Source organism: Haloferax sp. SDI50, assembly GCF_059802635.1.
Genome location: NZ_JBPULL010000002.1, coordinates 43,101 through 67,773, shown reverse-complemented (window position 1 = coordinate 67,773; position 24,673 = coordinate 43,101). Strand labels below are relative to the sequence as shown.

Genomic DNA, 24,673 nt, shown 5'->3' with positions numbered 1-24,673 from the left:
CCCGTGCATCCAGCACGATAGCCATCAGTACGTCAGTCATACTGTACGCACGGTAGCCCCCACCGAGTACGCCTGCCCAACTGATACTCGTGAACACGTGGCGCGGCTACCTATCGAGCACAACGTCCCATTGATGCTCTATTTTTCGGTCGTCTCCCGTCGGCTACGTAGCGTCTGCATTCCCGACTCCAGCCCCGCGTTACTGCCCAGTCTCCGCGTGAGTCGTCGAATCCCATCTATCTCATCCGACATTGCCGGATCTTACTGGTTCGATTCCGACGAACGCGCCTCACCGAGTGTGACGAATCGCTCTCCAAACCTGAAGATATTTCACGCCACCGTGTGAAAAACGAGTAATGGGTACCGACCAAAGCACGAACCGTCGCCTAAGCAAGGTAGAGCGGGTCATCGAGACGTACGACTTGGACGGATTCGGCGAGCAGCTCGCCGACCGCTGGACGGCTCCCGAGGACAGCGACAGCCTCCGGGACCTCGCGGATCTGATGAACGAGAAGGTGCTCGACGCCGCACTCCGCAAGGCGGGCGAGGACGTCCTCGAAGGTGAGGTCGAGAACCTGTACACGCTTCTCACCGGCGACGAGACCACGGAGGGGATGCGCGTTCAGGCGAAGAACACGCTCCAGTCCCGCGGCGTCGACGTCGACCAACTGCTCTCGGATTTCGTCTCTCATCAGGCGGTCTACACCTACCTGACGGATATTCGCGGCGTCTCGAAGGAGTCCTCGTCAGGAAACAGAATCGACAACGTCATCGAGTCCATCCAGCGACTCCGCGGCCGACTGGTCGCGGTCATCGAGCAGAGTCTGAGTTCGCTCCGCAACACGAGCAAACTCCGACTCGGTGACTTCGATGTCCTCGTGGACACGCAAGTGTACTGCCGCGACTGCGGGACGCAGTACGAGGTCGTCGAACTGCTCCAGCGCGGCGGGTGCGACTGCGACGAGAGCGAATCGAACTAACCGATTACATACTTAGCGCTGTCACATTCTCCTCGACTCAACGGGTGATTTTATATTGGTGTACCTGTTGGGTCAAGGTATGAGCTCAGAACAAGTGTCAAAATCCAAAGTCCACCTTTCGGTCGAGAATATCGGTGGCATCGACAACCTGTCAACGTCGTTCGAGCCGGGCGTGACCGTCTTGGCGGGTCGAAACGCCACGAACCGAACGTCGCTCTTGCGGTCTATCATGGCCGCCCACGGGAGCGACGACGTGGCGCTCAAAGGCGACGCCGACGAGGGCTCCGTTGAACTCACTATCGGCGACGAAACGTACACTCGGACGTTCGAGCGGCAGGGCGACACGGTCATCTCCGGCGGGAACCCCGTCCTCGACGACCCGGACCTCGCGGACCTCTTTGCGTTCCTGCTCGAAACGAACGACGCCCGACAGGCGGTCGCCCGCGGCGACGACCTCCGCGACCTCATCATGCGCCCGGTCGACGTCGAGTCCATCAACGAGCAGATCGAGTCGCTCCAGCAGGAGAAACGCGATATCGCCGACGAGCTCTCGACGCTCAGCAACCTCTCCGACCGCCTGCCGCAGCTCGAACGCCGGCGGACGAAGCTCGAAGACCAAATCGAGGAGAAGGAAGACGAACTCGCGGAGAAAGAACAGGAGGTCGAGGAGTACGACGCCAGCGTGAGCGAGCGCCAGGAAGTCGAGAGCGAACTCGAATCCAAGCTCGGTGACCTTCGGAGCAAGCGCCGCGACATCAACGACGTGGACCGCCGCATCGAGACGGAAAAACAGAGCCTCGACGCGCTCGAATCCGAGGAAGCGGAGCTTGAGGACGACGCCGAGGACCTCCCGGAGGTCGCCGGCGGCAAACTCGACGAAATCGAGTCCGAAATCAGCCGGCTCCGGACGCGTCGGCAGGAGATTCAGTCGACCGTCAACGAGCTTCAGTCCGTGATTCAGTTCAACGAAGAGATGCTCTCGGGCACCTCCTCGGACGTCGTGGACGCGCTCCGCGACGCCGACGGCGACGGCGGGAGCGTCACCGACCAACTGCTCGGCGACGACCAGGTCGTCTGCTGGACGTGCGGTTCCGAGGTCGACAAGTCCGAAATCGAAGGAACGCTCGAACGCCTTCGGTCGCTCCGCGAGGAGAAGCTCGAAGACAACCGCGACCACCGCGAACAGCTCTCCGAACTCGAAGACGAGAAGTCCACCTACGAGCGCCGCCAGCGCGAGCGCGACCGCATCGAGCGCCGCCTCTCCGAAATCGAAAGCGAGCGCGAGACCCGCCAAGAGCGCATCGAGGAGCTCAAATCCGACCGCTCGGACCTCGAAGCCGAAATCGACTCGCTCGAACAGACCGTCGACGAACTCGAAAGCGAGGAACACGGCGACCTGCTCGACCTCCACCGCGAGGCGAACCAGCTCGAATACGACCTCGGCCGCCTCCGCAGCGACCTCGAAGACGTCGAAGACGAAATCGCCGACATCGAGCGCAAACTCGACGAGCGCGACGAACTCGAAGCGGCCCGCGAGGACATCGAAGACGAACTCGAAGAGCTTCGGACGCGCATCAAGCGCCTCGAATCCGAGGCCGTTGAGGAGTTCAACACCCACATGGACGACGTCCTCGACGTGCTCGAATACGACAACCTCGAACGCATCTGGATCGAGCGCACCGAAAAGCGGGTTCGGGAGGGCCGAAGGAAGGTCACGAAATCGGTGTTCGACCTCCACGTCATCCGGACGAACGAAGACGGCGTGAGCTACGAGGACTCCGTCGCCCACCTCTCGGAGTCCGAGCGCGAGGTGACCGGCCTCGTGTTCGCGCTCGCCGGCTACCTCATCCACGACGTCTACGAGACGGTGCCGTTCATGGTCCTCGACTCGCTCGAAGCCATCGACTCGAACCGCATCTCGCGGCTCGTGGACTACTTCGCAGACTACGCCGACTTCCTCGCCGTCGCCCTCCTCGAAGAGGACGCACAGGCCGTCGACAGCGCGTACCCGCGCTACTCGCCGGCGTAACGACGCCGACAGCGCTTCGTTTTTCTCGTTTTTCATCCCCTGCGTCGAGTCGCGTCGCGAACGGCGCATCTCGTTTCGAGTTACACTATTAGGTGTGTCACGAACTGGGCATTGGCGGCGACAGGGCGACGCGCTCAGGAGAGCGCGATGCTCAGTTCCAACTCCTCTGCGATGCCGAGGAGGACTTCGGTGAGACGGTCGAACTGCTCACCTTTCATCCGGTTGGAGGGACCGGCGACGCTCAGCGCGCCGAACACGTCGCCGTCCGGCCCCATGACGGGCGCACCGACCGCGCGAACCCCGCTTATCTGCTCTTCGACGTTCAGCGCGTAGCCGCGCTCTCTGATCTCGTCGAGTTCGTCGAACAGCGCCTCCTCGTCGTGAATCGTCTGTTCGGTCTCCTTCGGGAGGCCGATTCGGTCGACGATTTCTCGGACCCGTTCTCGCGGCATGTTGGCGAGGATGGCTTTCCCGCTCGCCGTCGAGTGGAGATAGACGCGCTTTCCCACCGTCGACTGCGTCCAGACGCCGTGTTTTCCGGGTGCGGTGTGGACGTACACGCCTCGCCCGTGTTCCTCGACGGTGAAAATCGAGCGCCGCTCCGACTCCTCCGAGAGGACGTTGGTGTAGTGTTCGGCCTTCCCGAATCGGCGTTTCCGCGTCCGCACGAAGTTCCCGAGACCGAGGAAGCGAAGCCCGAGATGATACGTATCACCCTCTTTAACCACGTATTCCTGCGCTTCGAGGGTCGTCACGTGAGTGTGTGCGGTGCTCGGCGCGATGTCGAGTTCGCGGGCGATTTCGGTCACGCCCGCCCCGTCGCGCTCCCTGAGTAGTTCGACGATTCTGAGGGTTGTGACCGTCGTTTTGAGCGAGCGGTCGTTCGGGGTTTCGGTCATTATCTGCGGCTCGTCACCATTGCACATAGTATTTTCGCTGCTCCCGAATACCAGTTGTCCGCTAACGAATGCGGGCCACGCTGACGCCGAAACGAGTTGTTTGTGAACTATATGCATGGTTCGCGGCTGGATTGGGGTGCGACGCCCCGCCTCGAAGGCGGCGAGGTCAACGACCGAAAACCGGCAGAGAGCGGTCCGGAAGCGTCCAAAACGCGGGAGTAACGACGCTCGTCAGATTTCGGCGTCTCCCGGTGTTTGGATTCGTTCCTCGTGAATCGTGCGTTCTGTGGGTGATTCGAAGCCCGAACGTTCACCGCTCCGGAAGTGTTATTATCGTTTCTCCAGTCCAATCGCACGAGACGCAATGAACCACAACGAGACGTTCGAGACGGTCGAGTCGCTGGAGGCGGAACTCGTCTCACTCACCGAGTCGCTCTGGGAGCAGCCGGAGCTCGGCCTTCACGAGACCGAATCCGCCGAGTTGCTCTCGTCGGTTCTCCGCGACGCGGGATTCGACATCACCGAGGGAATCGGCGGGATGCCGACGGCGTTCAGCGCGACCTACGGCGAGGGCGAACCGCACGTCGGTATCCTCGGGGAGTACGACGCGCTGCCCGGACTGTCGCAGACGGTGTCGTCGAACAGGGACCCTGTCGAGGCCGGCGCACCGGGCCACGGCTGCGGACACAACCTGTTCGGCGTCGCCGGCGTCGGGGCCGCCCTCGCCGCGAAGCGCGCCATCGACGACGGGCGGGCCGAGGGAACGGTCACGTTCTTCGGCTGTCCCGCCGAGGAGATACTCGTCGGCAAAGTGTTCATGGCCCGCGACGGGGCGTTCGACGACCTCGACGCCGCACTCACGTGGCACCCGAGCCATCTCAGCGCGCCGTTCATGGCGCAGACGCTCGCGATGAACTCCGTCGAGTACACGTTCCACGGCGAGTCGGCGCACGCCGCCGACAGCCCGCAGTCGGGTCGGAGCGCACTCGACGCCGTCGAACTGCTGAACACCGGGTCGGAGTTCATGCGCGAGCACGTCTCCGACGACGCCCGCATCCACTACACCATCCCCGACGGCGGCGGCGCGCCGAACGTCGTCCCCGCGGAGGCGACGGCGTGGTTCTACGTCCGCGCACCGACCCGCGACGAGGTCGACCGCATCACCGACTGGCTCGACGACGTGGCCGAGGGCGCGGCGCTCATGACCCAGACGACGGTCTCCCGGCGGTTCCACACCGGCTGTTACGACTACGTGGCGAACCACGCGCTGTCCGATGCACTGCTGGAGAACATGCGACTCGCCGGCCCCATCCCGTACACCGACGAGGACCGCGAGTTCGCCGCGGAGCTTCAGGAGACGCTCTCGGCGGAGACAATCGAGGCGCGGACGGCGCAACTCCCCGAGGAGCGGCGCGAGGTGGCGCGCTCGTCGGTGCTGTATCCGGACGCCCAGCCCTCTTACGACGTGGGGACCGTCCTCAACGGCTCGACGGACGTCGGCGACGTGAGCTGGATTACGCCGACCGCGCAGTTCTGGGCGGCGTCGTGGCCGGTGGGGACGCCCTCGCACACGTGGCAGGCCGTCGCCGCAAACGGGAGCTTCGGGTCGAAGGCCGCGGTGTACGCCGCGAAGGTCCTCGCGGCGACGACGCTCGACCTGTTTTCGGACGAGGCGCTGGTGGCGGCGGCCCGCGAGGAGTTCGAAGCGTCCGTCCCCGGCGACTACGAGTGTGCGCTGCCGGAGGGGACGGAGCCGCCGTTCCACCTCACGTTGTAGGCGGCGAGCGTCGGGAAAATCAGCTCTCGTTTCGGTTTGCAGTTTCGCTCGCTTTCGTCTGTCTCCCCGTCGCCGAGGCTCGCGTTACTCCAGTTCCGACCGGAGATGCGTCAGGATGCGGTCGGTCGTCGACTCGATGACTTCTTCGAGGAACTCCGGGTCGGACTGCGTCGGGTCGCCGAGGCCGCCCTCGACGGTCAGGTCGTCGAAGTGGGCGTACTGGCGGACCTCGTAGCGGTTCTTCTTCGTCTGCGGCGTCTTGCGGTCGCCGCGGACGAGGTCGGGACGGTAGTGCTCGATGACGCTCGTCTCGTACTCGCCGGCGTGGCCCCACTCGGTGCCGAACCGCTCCTCTAACTGGTCGCGGGCGAAGTCGGTCCAATGGGCGTAGTACGAGTCGAGTCCGTGGTCGCGCTGGAGCCGGTCGAGCGCGAGCTTGTGCGGCTCGATGTTGCCACCGTGGAAGTTGGCGACGAGAAACCGGGTCCCGCCATGGCGCTGGACTGACCGGCCCACGTCGATGATTATCTCCTGGTACGTGTCGGCTCCGAGCGAAATCGTCCCCGCGTAGTTGATGTGGTGCTCCGAGTAGCCGTACGGGAGCACCGGCAGCACGAGGAGATTCAAGTCGTGTTCCGGGGCCGCCGCGGCGAGCTCCGCGGTCAGGTTCTCCGCTCGGATGGAGTCGACCGAGGTCGGGAGGTGCGTCGAGTGCTGTTCGGTTGCCCCGCAGGGGAGCACGACGAAGTCCGCTTCGTCGAACGCGGTTTCGGCTTCCTGCCACGTCATCTCCGCTAGGAGCGACTGTGACTCCGTTGAGTCCATAGGGAGATACGCACAGCTTCCATATATAATACTTTTTGAATCGGATTTTTTAGCAGATAACGGGAAACAAACACACGGTATGCAAACGCTTAAGTCGGTGATGCCGAAATGATTCGGCGTCAATGATGAGAGAGAGTGTCTCACGTAGAGATATACTGAAAACGACGGGTGCGTCGATACCCGTCTTGCTCGCCGGCTGTACGTCCGACTCCGGGTCCGAAACGACGAGCGAGGGCGACGGCGGTGGCGGCGAAACGACCGCGGGCGGCGCGACCGAAACGGCCGCCGGCGGTTCCGACGCGACGATAAACATCGGTCAGGCGCTGAACCCCGTCCGATTCGACCCGATAACGCAGCTTTCGAACCCCGACGCGCTCGTCGCGAACCGGGTGTTCAGTCAGCTGTACACCTACGGCGAGGGGACCGACGTGGTCCCGAATCTGGCGACGAGTATGCCGACCATCGAGCGGGACAACACCCGATACATCGTCGAAATCGTCGATAACGCGATGTTCCACAACGGCGACCCGGTCACCGCCGAGGACGTGGCCTACTCGTTCCGCGCGCCCATCGAGGAGGAGACGCCCCTCCTGGGCATCTTCAGCGTCATCGACACCGTCGAGGCAATCGACGAGACGACCGTCCAGTTCGACCTCTCGAACCCCTACGCGATGTTCCAGCACGTCCTCACCCATCAGGTCGTGCCGGAGGCCGTCCGCGAGGAGGACAAAGAGGCGTTCAGCACCCAACAGCCCATCGGCTCGGGGCCGTTCAAGTTCGTCGAGTGGGAAGAGAGCAACTACGTCACGCTCGAACGCTGGGACGACTACTGGGGCGACGAACTACCCAACGTCGCGGGCGTCGAGTTCACGCCCATCACGGAATCGACGACGCGCGTCACCAACCTCCGGACGGGCGACGTGGACGTTATCGAGACGATTCCGCCCCGACTTTGGGAGACCGTCGAGAGCACCGAGGACACGAGCATCTCCGAGGTGGAGAGCGTCGGCTACTTCTACGTCGCGTTCAACTGCAACGAGGGGCCGACAGCCGACAAACGCGTCCGCGAGGCCATCGATTACAGCTTCTCGATGGACGACGCGGTCGACCGCTACATCGACCCGGCCGGACTCCGCCAGTACGGCCCGCTTCCGGGGCCGATGGTCGAAGAGTGGGAGATGCCGCTCGAAGAGTGGATGGAGATTCCGAACGACAAGGACGTCGAGCAGGCGACGGCGCTGTTCGAGGAGGCCGGCGTCCCCGCCGACTGGGACGCGAAGATTATCGTCCCCCCGGACGACAACCGCGAGAACATCGGCCTCTCTATCGCCAACGGCATCAAGGAGGCCGGCTACGAGGCCCACGTCGAACGGCTCGACTGGGGCGCGATGCTCAGCCGCGCCTACACCGGCAACGCCTCGGACTACAACATCTACGTCCTCGGGTGGGTCCGCTACCCCGACCCCGACGACTTCATCTACAACCTGTTCCACGAGGACTCAGAGGGCGTGAACCAGGGCGTCTACTACAAGAACGACGAGGTGATGGAGCAGATTCAGGGTGCGCGGGAGTCGACCGACCGCGACGAGCGCCAACAGCTCTACCAGTCGGCCATCTCGACGCTCCTGGAGGAGAAGGTCCACCTCCCGGCGTTCAACTACAAGAACTCCTACGGCGTGAAGTCCACCGTCAGCGACTTCCAGGTCCACCCGGTCTCGCCGCAGAACCCGCGGCTCCTCACCGGCTACAACAACGTCTCCGTCGACAGATGACGTTGCACTGTCGGTAACAGTTACCAAACGTTATATGCTCACTCCCCATCCACTCCACTCATGACGACAACCGGTTACATCGGACGGCGATTACTCCAAATCGTTCCGGTCTTGCTGTTCGTCGTTACGGTCACGTTCGTCCTCATCAACTCGATACCCGGCGACCCGGTTCGCATCTTGGTCGGGCCGGCCGCCGACGCGGCGGCTATCGAGGCCGCCCGCGCGAAGTACGGCCTCGACCAACCGTTGTACGTCCGGTACGTCAGGTACCTCGCGGCGGTCGCGACGGGCGACTTCGGGACGAGCATCCACTACGGTGGGGTCGCGGTGACGGAGAAAATCTTCGAGCGGCTTCCGGTGACGCTGCTGCTGCTCGCGTCGAGTTTTACCCTCGCCATCGGCTCGGCGATTCCGCTGGGTATCTTCGCCGCCAAGAACCGTAACAACGGCTACGACCACCTCGCCCGCATCACGTCGCTCATCGGCGTCAGCACGCCGAGCTTCTGGGTCGGCCTGCTGCTCATCATCGTGTTCGCGTACTACGGCGACCTCCTGCCGCCGAGCGGGCTCATCATGCCGTGGGCCGACCCCGCGTCGGTCGAGGGGGCGGCGTCGAGACTGGACGTGCTCGCGACCGCCGCGTCGCATCTGATACTCCCCTCTATCACGCTGGGGACGCTCCAGATGGCGGCCATCACGCGCATCGAGCGGTCGTCGATGCTCGAAGTGCTCAACAAGGACTACGTCCAGCTCGCCCGCGCGTACGGCGTCTCCGAGCGGACGATTCTCCGAAAACAGGCGTTCAGGAACGCGCAACTGCCGGTGCTCACGGTCATCGGCATCCAGATGACGACCGCTCTCGGCGGCGCGGTGCTGACCGAGACGGTCTTCAACATCAACGGGATGGGGAACCTCATCATCACCGCGGTCCGGGCGCAGGACTACCAGCTCATCATGGGCACGACGATATTCTTCGCCATCGTGTTCGTCCTCGGCGTGCTCGTCGTGGACGTGCTGTACGCGGTCATCGACCCGCGCATCTCCTACGGAGGTGGTTCCGGTGAGTGATTCGACGGCCGCCGCCGGCGACTCGGCCCGCACGGGCGGCGTCGCGGACGCCGACGAGCGCTCCGCCGTCTCGCGCACCTCGCAGGTGGTTCGACAGCTCAAGCGCAACTCGGCGTCGCGCGTCGGTCTCTACGTCATCGGGCTCGTGACGCTCGTCGCGCTGGTGACGACTATCGACGCCGACCTGTTCGACTACCAGTTCGCGGCGACGTTCTGGTACCACCCGGAGAACGACCCGTCGGGGAGCACCATTTTGCTCCCGCCGGTCGGCATCGAAAACAGCTTCGGGACGGGGACGTGGGCGCATCCGCTCGGGACGGACCACCGCGGCCGCGACGTACTCGTCAGGCTGGTGTACGGCACCCGCATCGCCGTTCAGGTGGGTCTCATCGCGACGGGCATCGGGATGACCATCGGGACGGTCGTCGGCGCGGTCTCCGGCTACTACGGCGGCTGGGTCGACGACGTGCTCCAGCGGTTCGTCGAATCGCTGTACGCGATTCCGTTCCTCATCCTCGTCATCGCAATCATGTCCGCGTTCGGCAAGGAACTCGGCATCGCCATCATCGGCGTCTCCATCACGACGATTCCGGTGTTCACGCGCCTGATTCGCTCGCAGGTGCTGAGCGTCCGGGAGATGGAGTATGTCGAGGCCGCGAAGGCCGCCGGCGTGCGCGACCGGCACATCATCTTCCGCCACATCATCCCCAACAGCTTCGCGCCGGTGCTCGTCCAGTCGACGCTTCAGGTCGGCGTGAACATCCTCATCGTCGCGTCGCTGTCGTTCCTCGGCTTCGGGGTCCAGCCCCCGACGCCGTCGTGGGGGCAGATGCTCGCCAACTCGCGGCAGTACATGATCGTCAACCCGTGGTTCAGTCTCTGGCCCGGCCTCGCGATTCTCGCGACGGTCGTCGGCTTCAATCTGCTGGGCGACGGCCTGCGCGACGCAATCGACCCGCGGTCGAACGACTGACGATGAACGGACGACACCTCTCACCGACCGTTCGCCCCGGGGCCGGGAGTCGCCCGGCCGCCGTCAGTCGCTCGCCCGCCGAACTATCGCTCCCCCCTCGGGGCGGCGTCGGCACTCGCTCTTGCGGTTCTGCAGAGGCACCCATCTCACGCACCGACGCCCCCCACGATTCCACGACCAATGTCTGATACGCTACTCACCGTCCGCGACCTGCACACCCACTTCCGCACCGACGCGGGGACCGTTCGGGCCGTCGACGGTATCTCGTTCGAGGTACAGCGCGGCGAAGTGCTCGGCATCGTCGGCGAAAGCGGCGCGGGAAAGAGCGTCGCGGCGCGGAGCATCATGCGCCTCATCGACTCGCCGGGCGTCATCGTCAACGGCGAGGTCCGCTTCGAAGACGACCTACTCGTCGGCGTCGAGCGCGGCGACGACCCCGACGGCGAGCCCCGACAGGACCCCGAGATGCTGTCGAGCCGCGAGATACGCGAGCGCATCCGGGGCCGCGAAATCGCGATGATATTTCAGGACCCCACGGAGAGCCTCAACCCGGTGTTCACCGTCGGCGAGCAGTTGAGCGAGATTATCGGGCTCAACCGCGACGTGTCGGCGGCCGAAGCCGAGGCCATCGCCGTCGAGCGCCTCCGCGAGGTCGGCATCCCCGAGGCCGAACGCCGGATGGACGACTACCCCCACGAGTTCTCCGGGGGGATGCGCCAGCGCGTCCTCATCGCGATGGCGTTCGCGTGCGAACCGAGCCTCGTCATCGCCGACGAGCCGACCACCGCGCTCGACGTGACCGTCGAGGCGCAGATTCTCGACCTCGTGAAGGACCTCGCGGCGCGCTACGACACGTCGTTCGTCTGGGTCACCCACGACATGGGCGTCGTCGCCGAGATATGCGACCGCGTGGCCGTGATGTACCTCGGCGAAATCGTCGAGCAGGCGACCGTCGACGACCTGTTTCACGACACGAAACACCCCTACACCGAGGCGCTTCTCGGGTCGATTCCCCGGCCCGACCGCGACGTGGACGGCCTGTCGCCAATCGAGGGCATCATGCCAGAGGCCATCAACCCGCCGCAGGGCTGTCGCTTCCACACGCGGTGTCCGCACGCCCGAGAGGCGTGTCTGCACTCCCACCCCGACGCGCGGCGCGTCGACGGCGGCGGTGACGAAGACGGTGACGTGGCGATGCAGATGCAGACTGCCGACGGGACGACCCTCGCGGACGCGGAAGTCGCCGCCGCCTCGTCCCATCGAGCGGCGTGTCTGCGGAACGACGCTTTCGCGGAGGCCGGCTACTGGGAGAGCGCCCCGCTCGACGACGCCGAGTGGGAGTCAGTTCCGGAATTAGAGTCGGAGTCGGAGTCGGCGTCCGCCTCCGCAGGTGACACCGCCGACGCCGTCACCGCCGACGCTCTCGACACCGCCACCGGGTCCACCTTCGACCCCGACGCCGACCCGCTGCTCAGCGTGCGCGACCTGCGGAAGTACTTCGACGCGAGCGACGGCTTCCTCGACCGCCTCCGGTTCGACCGCGACGCGGGACCGCTCCCCTTCTCGGTCGAGCGCGAGTTCGTCCGCGCGGTCGACGGCGTCTCGTTCGACATCCTGCCCGGCGAGACGCTCGGCCTGGTCGGCGAATCCGGCTGCGGGAAGTCCACGCTCGCGCGGACGCTCCTCCGGTTGGTCGACCCGACCTCCGGCGACATCGTCTTCGACGGGGAGAACCTCGCCGAACTGTCGAAAGAGGAGCTTCGGAAGCGCCGCAAGCGCATGCAGTTCGTCTTTCAGGACCCGCAGGCGTCGCTCGACCCGCGGATGACCGTCGGAGAAATCGTCGAGGAGCCGATGCAGGCCCACGGGCTCTACGAGGGCGACCGCGAGGCGCGGGCGCGCGAACTGCTGGAGACGGTCGGCCTCGACGCAGACCACTACAACCGCTACCCGCACCAGTTCTCCGGCGGCCAGCGCCAGCGGGTCAACCTCGCGCGGGCGCTCTCGGTCGACCCCGACTTCATCGTCTGCGACGAGCCGACCTCGGCGCTCGACGCGTCGGTGCAGGCGCAGGTACTCAACACGATGAAGAAGCTTCAAGACGAGTTCGGGCTGACGTACCTGTTTATCAGCCACGACCTGAGCGTCATCCGCCACGTCTGCGACCGCGTGGCCGTGATGTACCTCGGCGAACTGGTCGAACTCGCGGACAAAGACGACCTGTTCGAGTCCCCGAAGCACCCCTACACCCGGGCGCTCCTCTCGTCGATTCCGGTACCCGACCCGCGGGTGTCCCGCGAGACCGTCCCGCTGTCCGGCGACGTGCCGTCGCCGATTCACCCGCCGAGCGGCTGCCGGTTCCACACCCGGTGTCCGAGCCTCGTCGCCCCGGCGGAACTCGACCTCAGTGACGACGAGTGGGACCGCGTGCGCCGGTTCGTCAGAGCCGTCCAGCGCGAGTCCCCCGACGCGGCCGCCGCCGACGCGAGAGCGACCTACTTCCCCCACGGCCTCCCCGCTGGCGACGCCGGAGAAGCTGTCGAGCGCGCGCTCTCGCTCGCAGCCGAGGATGCGTGGCGCGACGCCGCGTCGCTCCTGACCGAGACGTTCGTCGAGCCGAGCGTCTGCACCTCCGAGGTGCCGGCGCTGGAGTCGCCCGACGAACTCGACCGTATCGTCAGCTGTCACCACTACTCCTGAAAAAGCGTCGCCGTCCTTATTTCGCCCTCACGCCGACCGGAATCGGTCTGCGACTTCGGCCACGGTTTCGAAGGCGACGCCCGGCGTGTCGGAGACGTGTTCGACGAACGATTCGAGCCGAGCGAGCCGGTGGGACTGCCCGATGACCTGCGGGTGCATCGTGAGGACGAAGACGCCGTCATCGACGTTGTCGACCATCCAGTCGAACTGCTCGCGCCACTGCCGGAACACCGCTTTCTCGTTCGCGTAGCCCCGCTTGCGGTTGAAGGCGAACGCCGGGAAGTCGTCGCGTTGCCACGAGACGGGCACCTCGACGATATCGGTCTCGGTGCCGCGCTCGAAGGGGGCGTCGGCGGGCGCGGCCCACCCCTCGCGGACGCGGTACGGCTCGAAGTCGGTCGCCATCTGGCTTGAATCCCACTCGAAGCCGAGTTCGTCGAGGATGCCGAGCGTGTGGGTCGAGAAATCCCACGACGGCGAGCGGTAGCCGGTCGGCCGCCGGCCCGTGAGGTCGACGATGCTCTCGACGCCGCGTTTCACGTCGTCGTACTCCGCCTCCCGCGACTCGTACTGTCGCGGGCGGGTGTGCGACCAGCCGTGGTGTTGGATGTCGTGGCCGCGGCTCCACACCTCCTCGGCGGCCTCCGGGAAGCTGTCGATGGTGTGGCCCGGGGTGAACCACGTGGTCTCGACGCCGAACTCGTCCAAGCGGTCGAGGACGCGGGGCGCGCCCACGTCGACGCCGAAGAGTCCTCTCGACAGTTTCGTCGGGCTGTCCGGCGACTCGAAGGAGTGTATCCACGAGGAGACGCCGTCGAAGTCGAACGTGAGGCAGACGCTGTGGTGAGTCACGCTTCGACGTACGAAAATCGTCGTGATAGCTGTTTCCATACCACACTCCAAGCAGGCAACCTCTCGTCTCCCGCCTGCGAGCTACCGAAACGCCGGCGCGACGCGCCCGGCGAACAGTTCGGCGCTCGTCGCCTCGGGGAAGTCGACGAACTCCACGACGACCTCGTCGAAGCCCATCTCGACGAACGTCGCCAGTCGCTCGCGGACCTGTTCGGGCGTGCCGACGAGCGGGTACTCGCCCTCGGCGACGTTCTCGGGCTTGAACCGCGGGAAGTGCTCGTCGAGGAGGGCGTCGAGTTCCGCCTCGTCCTCGCGTATCAGACACCGCGCGAACCACGAGCGCTCTATCTCCTCGAACGGCCGGCCGTACCCCTCGCAGTGACGTTCGAGCACGTCCAGTTTGTGTTGCATCACCTCCGGCGGCCCCCAGAAGTTCCACGAGTCGGCGTACTGGGCGGTGATTCGGAGCGTGAACGACTCGCCGCCGCCGCCGACCATGATGGTCGGGTGCGGGTCTTGGACGGGATGCGGCTGGCACATCGCCTCGTCGAGGGTGTAGTAGTCGCCGTCGAAGCTGACCGTCTCCTCGGTCCACAGGCGCTTGAGCATTCGAATCGACTCCTCCAGCATCCGAAGGCGAGTCGGCGCGTCCGGCCAGTCGTAGCCGTAGGCCCGCGCCTCGCTTTCCTTCCAGCCGGCGCCCATGCCGAGTTTCAGTCGGCCGTCGCTCACGGCGTCGAGCGTCGCGGCCTGCTTGGCGAGGAGCGCGGGGTTTCGGAAGTGGTTGTTCACCGTCTTCGGGTAGAGGTACACGTCCTCCGTCTCGCGGGCGATGGCGGCCAGCGTGACGAAACACTCCGTCGTGGGACCGGTGCCGGTCATGACGTGGTCGGGGACGGCGACGCCGTCGAAGCCGAGGCCCTCCATCGTCACGGCGAACTCCACTTGCGCGTCCCACGAAATCTCGTCGCAGAACGCCAACTGGGAGTGAACGGAGTCGCCGGCGCTGGTCGGAACGTTGACTGCGAACTGCATACGAACGGCTCACGCGCGACCACGAAAACAGTTCCCACTCCCACTCGCTTTCTCACTCCCACTCGCGTCCTCACTCGCCGCCATCCCAACACGTACTACAACCCGAGCCGTTCGGTATCACATGACGGATCACCAGCGCGCGGCAATCGTGACCGGCGCGTCCAGCGGTATCGGGCGGGCGGTCGTCGAACGACTCCGAGCGGACTACGACTACGTCGCTTGCTTCGATATCGAGACCGGCGAGACCGACTGGGAGGACGAAGGCGTCCACGAGTTCGCGGTCGACGTTCGCGACCCCGACGCGGTCGCGGACGCGGTGGCGGCGGTCGAATCGGTCGCCGACGTGGCGGCGCTCGTGAACAACGCGGGTATCTCGCGGGCCGTCTCCCTCGCGGACCTCGACCCCGACGAGTGGGACCGCGTCCTCGACGTGAACCTCAAAGGGCAGTACGTCGTCGCCCGCGCCGTCGCCCCGGGCATGGTCGAGCGCGGCGAGGGTGCCATCGTCAACGTGTCGAGCGTCGCCGGCCTCCGCGGGAGCGCCACCGGCGGCGTTCACTACTCCTCGTCGAAGGCGGGCGTCTTCGGGCTGACCAAGGGTCTGGCGAAACAGCTCGGCCCCGAGGTGCGCGTCAACTGCGTCGCGCCGGGACTCGTCGAGACGCCGCTTCTCACCGAGTCGGACCTCTGGACGGAAGCGGCGCTTGCCGAGTACGCCGCCGACCTCCCGCTCGAACGCATCGGGACGCCCGGAGAAGTCGCTGACGTGGTCGCGTTCCTCTGCGACGGCGCGAGCTACGTGACGGGGACGGTGCTGACGGTCGACGGCGGGTCGATGCTCCGGTGACCGAGGCCGCCGGCCGTCGGACGCCGAGCGAACAGCCAGTACCCGCAAACCGACCGAAACATACTAAATCTAAAGATAGTATTTAGATTTGATAGTTTTGCGCCTAATCTCTCGTATTCTCCGCCCAGCACTGTCCCGGCGCTGCTCACTCGACCGTCTCCGAACCAGCCAGCGCGTCTATGACGAAAACGGCTAGTACAGCGTCGTCAACCGACTTGTAGCGCCGTCACGACTCGATGACGAACTCGGCACCGAACTGCGTCACCGAATCGTCGCGCGTCGTCGCGCGTCGCCGTGTCTCTGTGCGTGCCGGTGCGACTGACCGCTTGAAATTCGACCCTTGTCTCCTGAACCGCCTCCGTTCGCGGCCGCGTGGTCGGTGTCGCTACCGGTCGAGTCATCGCCGTTCTCGATTTCGTATTTTTATCCAATATTTTAATGAACCGAGAAACTATCGACAAAACAATATTTTCAGCATCCGCGTTCGTCCCGCAACGTTGAGTCTTTCAAAACATATTACGCCACCGCCGGTGTACCGGACGCTCGGGCACAACCATGGATTATGTCAACGAAGGCGACACGGTCGTCGTCAGGCTGGACCCCGGCGAACAGGTCCTCGACTCGCTGGCCGCGGTGCGCGACGAGCTCGACATCGAACACGGCTTTCTCACGGGTATCGGTGCGGTCGACGCCGTCACGCTCGGCCACTACGACGTGAACGACCAGGAGTACCTCGAAGAGGAGTTCACGGGCCAGTTCGAGGTGACGAGCTTCCTCGGCAACATCGGACCCGACAAGATTCACACGCACATCCAGGTCGGCACCCGCGACTTCGAGACGCTCGGCGGCCACTGTTCCGGCGCGCGCGTCTCCGGGACGTTCGAGGTGGTCATCCACCTCGGCGAGACGCCGCTGACCCACCACCTCGACGAGCGGACCGGCCTCGACGTGTTCGACATCTGAGCTGGCCCGGACCGAACTGAGCCGGACTGAATCGAACTGAATCGGACCGAGCGCGTCGCGGTGCGGACGCTCAGTCGCTTTTTCCCACGCCTGCGTGAGTCGAGAGCGTCGCGTCCGTCGGCTGGCGTGAGACGTTCGGAGAAAGAAAAGACGGCGCTGTCGGGGCGTCGGCCGGTGGTGGAGGGCCGAAGCGAGGGGGGCTGGAGGGCGAGAGCGTGTGTCGGCGGACTGGCCGACGCCCCGAGCGCACCGAACGAGGGTTCCGGGGGGTGTCCGCCGACGCGGGTTCCGCCGCGGAGACGCGACCGGGGACCGCTGGTCGCGCCGCCGTCGGCGGGTCGCAACCGCCGGTGCGTTGGAGGGCGCGGCCGGCGGCAACTATTCGTAGTCGATATCCCACATTGTCGGTTCCTCGGTTACTACCGTTAATTACATGCGTAGCGTGAATAACGTGTATTTTCCGGAAGTCCGGGGTTACGGGCGTTCTCTCGTTCGCCTCCGGGCGAATTACCCAATCGAATGACTTTCGACGCGGGGGGTCGTGGCCGAGAGTGACAGATGAAACGACACCTCCGCGTTCACATCGTCCCCCTGTGGCGCGAACACGACCGCATCGTCGGCCCCATCGAGGACGACCGACCGGACAAGGTCTACCTCCTCGAACACGAGGACTCCGCGGTCGAGCGCCCGACCTACCACGAGGCGGTCGTCGACCGCATCGCCGACGTGGTCGGTTCTCCGCCCGACGTCGAATACTTGGACCTCTTCGATATGTACGAGGTGATGGGCGCGATTACGACCATCGCCGACTGGCACCCCGACGACTTCGTCCGCGTCAACGTCACCGCCGGCACCAAGCGCGCGGCCGTCGGCGCGACGATGGCCTGCATGGACGAACACACCGACGCCGAACCGTACGTCGTCGACCCCGAGGTCCGGCCGCACGGCCTCGATGCACCGGTCACGGAGGGCTTCGCGCAGGCGTCGCTCCTGACGACCTACCAAATCGACTCGCCGTCCCCCGACCAGGTCGCCGCGCTCGCCATCATCGAGGCCCACGACACCGACGCCAAGCACGCGAAGAAGAAGACGCTCATCACCGAGGCGGCCCGCTACGGCCTCGACTTCATGCGCGGCCGCGTCGACGGCGACGCCGACGACTACGACCCCGTCACCGGCGACTACAACGTCCTCGACAACCGCGTCACTGCGACGCTCGAACATCAGGACTACGTCACGGTCACCCAGCGAGGTACTCGCCGCTACCTCGAACTCACGGAGGAGGGGCGACAGACGCTCCGCGCGTTCCGCCACCGGGCCGAATCGCTCGTCTCGGACCTCGAAGCGCGGACCGACGACCCGTCCGAGAGCGTCGATTTCGCCCTCGACAACCCGGTCGACGCGCTCGTGGAGAATCGGTAGGGCGAGTTGCCCTCGCGGTTACTGCCTCCGCCGCTCCCCGGCCGCCCCCGCCGCTTCGAGGGGAACTGTTAGTACGGTCGCGACAAGAGACAGATATGTATGCCCTCCAACATGCACACGCGCAGAGCCGTTCTCGCGGCCGGCGGGGCGACCGCTCTGGCGTCGCTCTCTGGCTGTGTCGGCCGCGCGCTCGGTGCCCTCGACCTTGAGCGAGACTACCGACGCGACGCGCCCGTCGGCGACGTGACGGGCGCGTGGCCGACCGCCCAGCACGACTTCGCCAACACCGGTTACACGACCGACTCCGGCCCCTCGTCGGACGCGAGCGTCGAACGAATCGCGTCGGGCGACGCCGCGCTCGCCACCTCGGTCGCCCTCGCCGACGGGCGCGGCGTGCTCGGCCACAGCGACGGCGACGGCGAGGACGGCGTCTACCGCGCGCTCGACCTCGATTCCGAAACCGCCCCCGCCGAGTCCGACGACGCGTGGACCATCGATTACGCGTACGGCAAGTCCACGCCCACGCTCGCCGGTGACGCGATGTTCGTCTCGACCGCGGAGTTCGTCGCGGCCTACGACGCCCGGACCGGCGAGCGGTGCTGGCGGACGAGCGAGGGCGGGTACGGGACCGCCGAAAACGCGCCGGTGCTCGCCGCGGGAACGCTCGTCGACGGCGGGAGCGCGCCCGTCTTCGGGCGCGACCCCGCAACCGGGGAGGAGCAATGGAGCTACGACGCCGGCGAGGCGTATCCCGGACTCGTCGCCCGCGACGGCGTCGTCTACACGCCAATCGGCGCTGACCACGAACAGACCGGCGTCGCCGCGCTCGATGCCGCCACCGGCGAGGAGCGGTGGCGGCGCGAGGACCTCCCGCAGAGCGGCGTCCCGCTCGCGGTGGGCGACTCTCACCTGTACTACAACGCCCACCGCGGGAACGTGTTCGCTCTCGCCCTCGAAGACGGGTCGACGCAGTGGCAGGCGTCGATTCCGCTCCCGGAGAACGGCAGCCCGCGGACCGCCGTCGCGGGCGACACGGTCCACGCCCAGACCTCGCGGGGGAGCCTCGCCGCGTTCGACGCCGCCGACGGCGCGACGAAATGGACGCTGTCGCTCGATGCGGATACGTTCGCCCGACCGCCGGTCGTCGCCGGCGACACCCGCTTCGTGGGGAGCGACGACCGTCTCTACGCGGTTTCGGCGGCGTCCGGTGAGAACCTGTGGTCGAAGGCGCTCGACGCCCGACCGTCGGGCGGCCTGTCGGTCCGCGGGTCTGAACTCTACTTCGCCGGGATGGGTCGGAACCCCGGCGTGTTCCGCGTGGCGGACTGACGCCCACTCGTCGCCGCCGCGATTGCGTTTCGCGCCGACCGACGATGCCACCTCCCGTCAGTCGAACGTGTACGTCCGGTATCGTCGAATCGCGTAGCGGTACGAGCCGTAGGAGACGCCGACGGTCACCAGGAGGTACAGCCCGACTCCGGCGGCGAGAAGCGGCGTCGGAGCGAGGTGCCCGGTGACGCCGAACCACGTCGCGACGAGGCCGATGACGGTTCCGGGGCCGACGACGAACATGAACGCCATCAGCACGAGCGTCGAGGGGACGACCGTGGTCGCACCCCAGAACTCGCGTTCCTCGTATATCGGGTACGCCGCGCCGATGCCGACCGAGAAGGCCGCCGCGGCGAGGCACATGCACACGCCGACGAGCGCGAAGCCGACCGCGGACAGCGGCGACGTACCGAGGGCGACGGTCACCAGCGGGAGCGCCGCCGCGACCGGAGCGCCGAGAAGCACACCGGCGAGGACGCGTCCGCGGACCAGCGTTCGCGGCGCAGTCGCGGTCAACAGCAACATCGGGAACTGCGGGCGGTCGTCGCCGACGGGGTTGAGGCCGAACGTCGCGCCCGCGAGATAGGTTCCGAGGCCGGCACCGCTCGCGGCGAGTATCGGTCCGAGACCGTCCGCCGAGGACTGGACGATGGTCGTCCCGAGCGGGCCGAGGAAGAACACCAACATGACGAGGTGCGTGAACTGCTGGGGGTGGCGGACGCCGCGGACGAGCAGGCCCCACGCGACGTTGCCGCCGTTCGTCCCCGCGAGCGGCTTCGGCGTCGAGAAGCCGCCGGCAGACCCGTCGGCCTTTGCGCTCGCCGCCGAGCCTCGGTCGCCCCCGGGCGCGCGGTCGGTGAACCAGAGCGCGCTCGCCTGCCGGGTGGCGACGACGAGGCCGAGAGGCGTGAGCGCGACGATGGCTGCGAAGGTGGCGACGGCGGCCGCCGAGAACGGTCGGGCGAGCGGGGTGCCGACGAATGCGAGCGCGAGGTAGTCAGTGAGCGGACCGAACGTCAGCGTCGCCGCCAGCGTGTCAACCGGAAGCGACCCATCGCCCAGCAACCGGCCGAACGCCTGCGAGACGAGGACGAACGCGGCCATCGCGACGAAGCCGACGACCTTGAGAACGCGCCGGACGCCGGGCAGACGCTTGAAGCCGCGGAGCACGGCAACGCCGGCGGCGTAGCCCCAGACGGTCGTACAGCACGCGAGCGGGACGACGACGACAGTCGTCGTGAGCAGCAGCGACGGCGCGCCGAGCCCGGCCGTGAACGTCGCGGCGACGACCGCAATCGGGAGTCCGAACCAAAGGGCGATTCGGGCGATTTCGGCCGTGATGAGTCCGATGACGACGGCCCGCGGGTGAACCGTGGTCAGTACGAGCGACTCGTGTTCGACGCGGCCGATTCGTTCGAGCGTTCGGAACGTCGCGAGGAGCGTGAGCACCGCGGGTACCGCGGTGGCGACGAGGCCGAAGAGGGGAATCTCGGTCACGGACTGCGCGCTCCGACCGGCGACGTAGACGGCCGGGAGCGAAAACAGGAGGCTGCTCCCGAAGAACAACAGGAGCAACAAGAGGCCGACGACTCGGCGCGTCTCGGAGGTGTACCCCCGGATACTCCGAACGAACTCGGCGCGCCCGATTCGGAGTCCGTGGCGAACGTCTCGTCGGAGGCTCATTCGTCGGTGGCACCCGACAGCTGCGGTTCGTCGCTCGTGACCGCGAGGAACGCGTCTTCGAGCGAGCCTTCGCCGCCCGTCTGGGCGCGCGACTTCACCTCGTCGGGCGTCCCCTCGGCGACGACGCGGCCGTCGAACAGGACGCCGACCTCGTCGGCGACGGCCTCGACCACGGGCAGAATGTGCGTCGAGAGGAAGACGGTCGCCCCCGAGTCGGCCACGTCGCCGATGGAGGTCCGAATCTGCCGCGCCGCGCGGGGGTCCAGCCCCGAGGTCGGCTCGTCGAGAAACAGCACGTCCGGGTCGTGGAGCACGCTCTGGATGAACGCGGTCTTCTGTTTCATCCCCTTGGAGTACGTGCCGATGCGCTTGTTCGCGTCGCCGACGAGGCCGAACGTATCGAGTAGGTCGTCGATGCGCGCCTCGGCGGTCTCCGACGGGATGTCGCGGAGGTCAGCGACGTAGTCGAGCTGTTCGCGGGCGCTGAACTCGTCGTACAGCGGGGGCGTCTCCGGGAGGTAGCCGACGTGCGGCGCGAGTTTCCCGCGGTCGCTCACGTCGAGGCCGCAGATGCGGACCGACCCCGAGGTGGGCTGTGAAAGCCCCGTCAGGATGCGCATCGTCGTCGTCTTCCCCGCGCCGTTCGGCCCGAGAAAGCCGTACACCGTTCCGCTCGGAATCGACAGCGAGACGCCGTCGAGCGCGACCTCGGAGCCGTAGGCCTTCCTGAGGTCGGTTGCTTCGACCGCGGCGTCCGCGTTCGTGGAGGGCATGGGACGACCCTCGATTCACTCTCCGGACGCGTAATGGTTGCGACTTGATACACGGGCAACAGAAACGCGTCGATTCGCCCGCCGTCTCAGGGTGTCGCCGTCTCGGGGTTCGTCGGGCGAATCGACCGGTAGAACGCGGTCGAGTACGCGGCGAAGAAGCCGCCGATGAGGCCGCTGACGAGCACGAGTCCGACCGCGACAGCGACCATGCCGACGACGCCGATTGCCGGGAGGCTCGAAAACGCCGACGCGGCGGGCGCACCGCTTCCCGCGCCGGCCACCGCGGTCCCCTGATGCCGGAGCGACGGGGTGAGAAGGAGCGAGGCTACGCCGCCGAACGCGCCGGCGACGAGGCCGCCGAGGCCGACGATGACCGAGTAGCCGAAGACCGATACGAGATTATTTCTGACGCAGGCGACGCTCCGCTTGACGCCGTCGACCGCGCCGAGGTCGTCGATGACGATGGCGTGGCCGAAGAACTGCACGACGAACGCCACGGCGAGGTAGGTGAGCACGACAGCGAGGACGACGATGGCCAGAATCGCGAGCCCGACCGTGCCCAACTCGATTCCGCTCCCGAGGACGGCGAGGCCGACGAACACCGCGGCGAGGCCGCCGACGAACGACAACACGAGGTTGACGACGAGCAGGCCGAAGTAGACGACGAGCAGCGAGACGTAGTGCGACTTCCCCTCGCTGACGAGCGTGCCGAGCGAGGTGCGACCGTCGATAGCTTCGTTGGCCATGCCGAGGACCCCGCCAAGGAAAAACGGGATGACGAATATCGTGACCCCGCTGAAGACCAGCGAGACGATGCCGCCGACGAGCGGGGCGACCGCCTGTGCGAACAGCGACGGGAGTTGGACGAGGCTGAACGCCATGGCGACGACGAACAGTATCGGGTTCCGTCTGAGGGACCCGGCGGCTGTACCGATGGATTGGAGGGCTGCCATACCGCCCACGTCGCGGTACCGCACAAAGAATGTTGGGTTGACAGGTCGTCTCTCCCGCATCCGGTCTCCGACCCACAACTCGGTCGTTGACGAACGGGAGGCGGCCCGTGTTGCCGAGACCGCGATTACGCGTGTACCCGTGTAATCGGGGCTTTCACGCGAGACCGACTCGGTCACGAAGGAACGCGTCGACCGCGGCCGTAACCCGCTCGGGGTCGTCGCCGGGGCCGCCGTGGCCGAGCGCGTCGAACTCGACGAACCGACTGGTCGGGAGGGCGTCGTGGACGTTTCGGGCGCTCTCGCGGAGGAAGTCGGGACCGTCGGTGCCGGCCAAGACCACGGCAGGCGCGTCCACGTCCAAGCGGGCCGGAAGCCGGTACTGCTCGACCGCGCGGTTCATCCGGACGACCTCCTCGGCGAGGGCGACGCAGTCGGGCCAGACGGGCCATTCGTCGAGCCACGCGTCGAGGTCGTCGATGCCGTCGGGGTGGAGCACCTGCTCGACGTAGCGTTTGACCGCCTCGCGCCGCTGTCCCGCCTCCACGAGCGCGGCCATGCGCTCCGAGAGGTTCGCCTCGGTTCGGTTCGCTTCCGGGAGTACCGCCGGTTCGTAGGCGGCGACGGCGGCCACCCGCGCGTCGGTCGCCGCTTCGAGGGCAGTGAGCGCGCCGTAGGAGTGACCGAACAGCACCGGGTCGCGCCCGGTCGCCGCGCGAATCTCGTCGACGAGTTCGCGGACGCACTCGGCCTCGCGCTCCAGCACCGCCTCGGCGGGCGTCGTCTCGGCGTCGTCCAGACAGGTGCCGAAACCGGGGCGCTCCGGGACGACGACCTCGTAGTCCCCGAGATGCGGGACGACCGGGTCCCAGAACGCCGGCGGTGCCATCCCGCCGTGACAGCACAGAAGCGGCGTGTCGTCTCCGAATCGTTCGTCGGACAGTCCGGCTCCGGGTTCGAATCGAATCGGTTGCATCGCACCCTCACTTGTCGCCGGCGTCGGCTAAGTCGCACTCTCAGCCGTGCGGCCGTTTACATGGGGGCTGAAGACGGAGACCGCCTCGGCCGCTTCGACACGCCCATGACCGACCGCCGAGAGAGCGGACGTATGGGGCTCATCGCCGAGTTCGACATCGACTGCGACGCGCTCCCGCTGACCGGGGTCGCGGCGGCGGTCCCGGAGGCGACGCTCGCGTTGGAACTCCAGTACAACCACGGCGAGCGGCCGATGTTCATCGTGACGGTCACCGGGGGAGAGACGCGGGCGCTCGAAAGCGCCATGGACGACGCCTTCGACGTGGCCGATTGGACGCGAATCGGTGAGTCGGGCGAGACGCGCCGGTATCAGGCTGCCCCGGCGCGGAGCTTCGAAGAACAGCTCGGAGACAGCCTCGACGACCTCGCCGGACTGGAGGCCCTCGCCACCGCCGACGCCATCATCGAGCGCATCGAGGTCAGACCGGCGGGCTGGCGGCAGACCGGCTGGTTCGCGGACCGCGACGAATTCGGGCGATTCGCGTCGTTTTGGCGGCAGAACGCCGGTTTCGAACTCCGACGACTCGCCCGCGACGGCGACCCCGAACCGCCGGGCGAGGGACTCACCGACCGACAGAACGAGGCGCTCCGGACGGCGTACGAACTGGGCTACTTCGACATCCCTCGCGGGGCCACCCTGCGGGAGGTCGCCGACGAACTCGGCATCACCGCGTCCTCGGCGTCCGAGCGACTCCGGCGGGCGCAGACCCGGCTCATCGCCGAGACGGTCGCGACGACGTGGCCGCCGCTTCCGAACTGAC

At 66.5% G+C, this 24,673-nt stretch carries 20 protein-coding genes; 12 read left to right on the top strand and 8 right to left on the bottom strand.

Annotated features, from left to right (window positions below):
- Positions 1–356: 356 nt before the first annotated feature.
- Both rdfA and ACSR87_RS15255 read left to right on the top strand, forming a co-directional pair.
- Positions 357–980, top strand: coding sequence for a rod-determining factor RdfA (gene rdfA, locus ACSR87_RS15260; RefSeq protein ID WP_498531123.1), 624 nt, complete (start codon positions 357–359; stop codon positions 978–980).
- A gap of 79 nt (positions 981–1,059) precedes the next feature.
- On the top strand, positions 1,060–3,009 hold the full coding sequence (locus tag ACSR87_RS15255) for an archaea-specific SMC-related protein (RefSeq protein ID WP_498531122.1): 1,950 nt from the start codon (positions 1,060–1,062) through the stop codon (positions 3,007–3,009).
- A 134-nt stretch (positions 3,010–3,143) separates the two neighbouring features.
- On the opposite strand, the gene ACSR87_RS15250 is transcribed toward ACSR87_RS15255, so the two are convergent.
- Positions 3,144–3,908, bottom strand: coding sequence for an IclR family transcriptional regulator (locus tag ACSR87_RS15250; RefSeq protein WP_498531121.1), 765 nt, complete (start codon positions 3,906–3,908; stop codon positions 3,144–3,146).
- Between the two features lie 364 nt (positions 3,909–4,272).
- Here ACSR87_RS15250 and ACSR87_RS15245 point away from each other — a divergent pair, with 364 nt between their 5' ends.
- Positions 4,273–5,685, top strand: coding sequence for an amidohydrolase (locus ACSR87_RS15245; RefSeq protein WP_498531120.1), 1,413 nt, complete (start codon positions 4,273–4,275; stop codon positions 5,683–5,685).
- Between the two features lie 84 nt (positions 5,686–5,769).
- Here the strand turns inward: ACSR87_RS15245 and ACSR87_RS15240 are convergent, their stop codons facing one another.
- Positions 5,770–6,474 (bottom strand): creatininase family protein, encoded by a 705-nt coding sequence (locus ACSR87_RS15240; protein WP_498531390.1) that lies wholly within the window; start codon positions 6,472–6,474, stop codon positions 5,770–5,772.
- Positions 6,475–6,695: 221 nt separating this feature from the next.
- Between ACSR87_RS15240 and ACSR87_RS15235 the strand changes: the two genes are divergently transcribed.
- The 4 genes from ACSR87_RS15235 (at position 6,696) to ACSR87_RS15220 (ending at position 13,023) form a co-directional block, all read left to right on the top strand.
- Positions 6,696–8,282 (top strand): ABC transporter substrate-binding protein, encoded by a 1,587-nt coding sequence (locus ACSR87_RS15235; RefSeq protein ID WP_498531389.1) that lies wholly within the window; start codon positions 6,696–6,698, stop codon positions 8,280–8,282.
- Positions 8,283–8,342: 60 nt separating this feature from the next.
- Entirely contained in the window at positions 8,343–9,350 is a 1,008-nt protein-coding gene (locus ACSR87_RS15230) for an ABC transporter permease (RefSeq protein WP_498531119.1), read from the top strand.
- Complete coding sequence (locus tag ACSR87_RS15225) at positions 9,343–10,323, top strand: ABC transporter permease (RefSeq protein WP_498531118.1); 981 nt, start codon at positions 9,343–9,345, stop codon at positions 10,321–10,323. The genes ACSR87_RS15230 and ACSR87_RS15225 overlap by 8 nt, the downstream gene beginning before the upstream one ends.
- Positions 10,324–10,503: 180 nt before the next feature.
- Positions 10,504–13,023 (top strand): dipeptide ABC transporter ATP-binding protein, encoded by a 2,520-nt coding sequence (locus ACSR87_RS15220; protein ID WP_498531117.1) that lies wholly within the window; start codon positions 10,504–10,506, stop codon positions 13,021–13,023.
- Between the two features lie 27 nt (positions 13,024–13,050).
- On the opposite strand, the gene ACSR87_RS15215 is transcribed toward ACSR87_RS15220, so the two are convergent.
- Positions 13,051–13,875 carry a polysaccharide deacetylase family protein gene (locus tag ACSR87_RS15215; RefSeq protein WP_498531116.1) on the bottom strand — a complete coding sequence of 275 codons (825 nt, stop codon included), beginning with the start codon at positions 13,873–13,875 and terminating at the stop codon, positions 13,051–13,053.
- 81 nt (positions 13,876–13,956) lie between these two features.
- On the bottom strand, positions 13,957–14,910 hold the full coding sequence (locus ACSR87_RS15210; protein WP_498531115.1) for an LLM class flavin-dependent oxidoreductase: 954 nt from the start codon (positions 14,908–14,910) through the stop codon (positions 13,957–13,959).
- A 121-nt stretch (positions 14,911–15,031) separates the two neighbouring features.
- On the opposite strand from ACSR87_RS15210, the gene ACSR87_RS15205 reads away from it, so the two are divergent.
- The 4 genes from ACSR87_RS15205 to ACSR87_RS15190 all read left to right on the top strand — a co-directional run bounded on the left by ACSR87_RS15205 (position 15,032) and on the right by ACSR87_RS15190 (position 19,471).
- Positions 15,032–15,757: an SDR family NAD(P)-dependent oxidoreductase gene (locus ACSR87_RS15205; protein WP_008578674.1), complete on the top strand. Its 726-nt coding sequence runs from the start codon at positions 15,032–15,034 to the stop codon at positions 15,755–15,757.
- Positions 15,758–16,312: 555 nt separating this feature from the next.
- Positions 16,313–16,720: a PPC domain-containing DNA-binding protein gene (locus ACSR87_RS15200; protein WP_498531114.1), complete on the top strand. Its 408-nt coding sequence runs from the start codon at positions 16,313–16,315 to the stop codon at positions 16,718–16,720.
- Between the two features lie 558 nt (positions 16,721–17,278).
- Positions 17,279–18,142, top strand: a complete 864-nt coding sequence (locus ACSR87_RS15195) for an HFX_2341 family transcriptional regulator domain-containing protein (RefSeq protein ID WP_498531113.1) — start codon at positions 17,279–17,281, stop codon at positions 18,140–18,142.
- A 99-nt stretch (positions 18,143–18,241) separates the two neighbouring features.
- Complete coding sequence (locus tag ACSR87_RS15190) at positions 18,242–19,471, top strand: PQQ-binding-like beta-propeller repeat protein (protein WP_498531112.1); 1,230 nt, start codon at positions 18,242–18,244, stop codon at positions 19,469–19,471.
- Between the two features lie 57 nt (positions 19,472–19,528).
- Here the strand turns inward: ACSR87_RS15190 and ACSR87_RS15185 are convergent, their stop codons facing one another.
- From ACSR87_RS15185 to ACSR87_RS15170, 4 genes are all read right to left on the bottom strand, one after another.
- Positions 19,529–21,154 carry a hypothetical protein gene (locus tag ACSR87_RS15185; RefSeq protein WP_498531111.1) on the bottom strand — a complete coding sequence of 542 codons (1,626 nt, stop codon included), beginning with the start codon at positions 21,152–21,154 and terminating at the stop codon, positions 19,529–19,531.
- Complete coding sequence (locus ACSR87_RS15180) at positions 21,151–21,927, bottom strand: ABC transporter ATP-binding protein (RefSeq protein ID WP_405310824.1); 777 nt, start codon at positions 21,925–21,927, stop codon at positions 21,151–21,153. The genes ACSR87_RS15185 and ACSR87_RS15180 overlap by 4 nt, the downstream gene beginning before the upstream one ends.
- A gap of 86 nt (positions 21,928–22,013) precedes the next feature.
- On the bottom strand, positions 22,014–22,880 hold the full coding sequence (locus ACSR87_RS15175) for a DUF7847 domain-containing protein (RefSeq protein ID WP_498531110.1): 867 nt from the start codon (positions 22,878–22,880) through the stop codon (positions 22,014–22,016).
- Between the two features lie 154 nt (positions 22,881–23,034).
- Positions 23,035–23,853: an alpha/beta fold hydrolase gene (locus ACSR87_RS15170; protein ID WP_498531109.1), complete on the bottom strand. Its 819-nt coding sequence runs from the start codon at positions 23,851–23,853 to the stop codon at positions 23,035–23,037.
- 60 nt (positions 23,854–23,913) lie between these two features.
- Between ACSR87_RS15170 and ACSR87_RS15165 the strand changes: the two genes are divergently transcribed.
- Positions 23,914–24,672: a helix-turn-helix domain-containing protein gene (locus ACSR87_RS15165; RefSeq protein ID WP_498531108.1), complete on the top strand. Its 759-nt coding sequence runs from the start codon at positions 23,914–23,916 to the stop codon at positions 24,670–24,672.
- The last annotated feature ends 1 nt before the right edge of the window (position 24,673 follow it).

Excerpts from the sequence above, each read along its gene's own strand:
- rdfA (WP_498531123.1), top strand. The coding sequence starts at position 357 with ATGGGTACCGACCAAAGCACGAACCGTCGCCTAAGCAAGGTAGAGCGG.
- ACSR87_RS15255 (WP_498531122.1), top strand. The coding sequence starts at position 1,060 with ATGAGCTCAGAACAAGTGTCAAAATCCAAAGTCCACCTTTCGGTCGAG.
- ACSR87_RS15250 (WP_498531121.1), bottom strand. The coding sequence starts at position 3,908 with ATGACCGAAACCCCGAACGACCGCTCGCTCAAAACGACGGTCACAACC.
- ACSR87_RS15245 (WP_498531120.1), top strand. The coding sequence starts at position 4,273 with ATGAACCACAACGAGACGTTCGAGACGGTCGAGTCGCTGGAGGCGGAA.
- ACSR87_RS15240 (WP_498531390.1), bottom strand. The coding sequence starts at position 6,474 with ATGACGTGGCAGGAAGCCGAAACCGCGTTCGACGAAGCGGACTTCGTC.
- ACSR87_RS15230 (WP_498531119.1), top strand. The coding sequence starts at position 8,343 with ATGACGACAACCGGTTACATCGGACGGCGATTACTCCAAATCGTTCCG.
- ACSR87_RS15220 (WP_498531117.1), top strand. The coding sequence starts at position 10,504 with ATGTCTGATACGCTACTCACCGTCCGCGACCTGCACACCCACTTCCGC.
- ACSR87_RS15210 (WP_498531115.1), bottom strand. The coding sequence starts at position 14,910 with ATGCAGTTCGCAGTCAACGTTCCGACCAGCGCCGGCGACTCCGTTCAC.
- ACSR87_RS15205 (WP_008578674.1), top strand. The coding sequence starts at position 15,032 with ATGACGGATCACCAGCGCGCGGCAATCGTGACCGGCGCGTCCAGCGGT.
- ACSR87_RS15200 (WP_498531114.1), top strand. The coding sequence starts at position 16,313 with ATGGATTATGTCAACGAAGGCGACACGGTCGTCGTCAGGCTGGACCCC.
- ACSR87_RS15195 (WP_498531113.1), top strand. The coding sequence starts at position 17,279 with ATGAAACGACACCTCCGCGTTCACATCGTCCCCCTGTGGCGCGAACAC.
- ACSR87_RS15190 (WP_498531112.1), top strand. The coding sequence starts at position 18,242 with ATGCCCTCCAACATGCACACGCGCAGAGCCGTTCTCGCGGCCGGCGGG.
- ACSR87_RS15185 (WP_498531111.1), bottom strand. The coding sequence starts at position 21,154 with ATGAGCCTCCGACGAGACGTTCGCCACGGACTCCGAATCGGGCGCGCC.
- ACSR87_RS15180 (WP_405310824.1), bottom strand. The coding sequence starts at position 21,927 with ATGCCCTCCACGAACGCGGACGCCGCGGTCGAAGCAACCGACCTCAGG.
- ACSR87_RS15175 (WP_498531110.1), bottom strand. The coding sequence starts at position 22,880 with ATGGCAGCCCTCCAATCCATCGGTACAGCCGCCGGGTCCCTCAGACGG.
- ACSR87_RS15170 (WP_498531109.1), bottom strand. The coding sequence starts at position 23,853 with ATGCAACCGATTCGATTCGAACCCGGAGCCGGACTGTCCGACGAACGA.
- ACSR87_RS15165 (WP_498531108.1), top strand. The coding sequence starts at position 23,914 with ATGGGGGCTGAAGACGGAGACCGCCTCGGCCGCTTCGACACGCCCATG.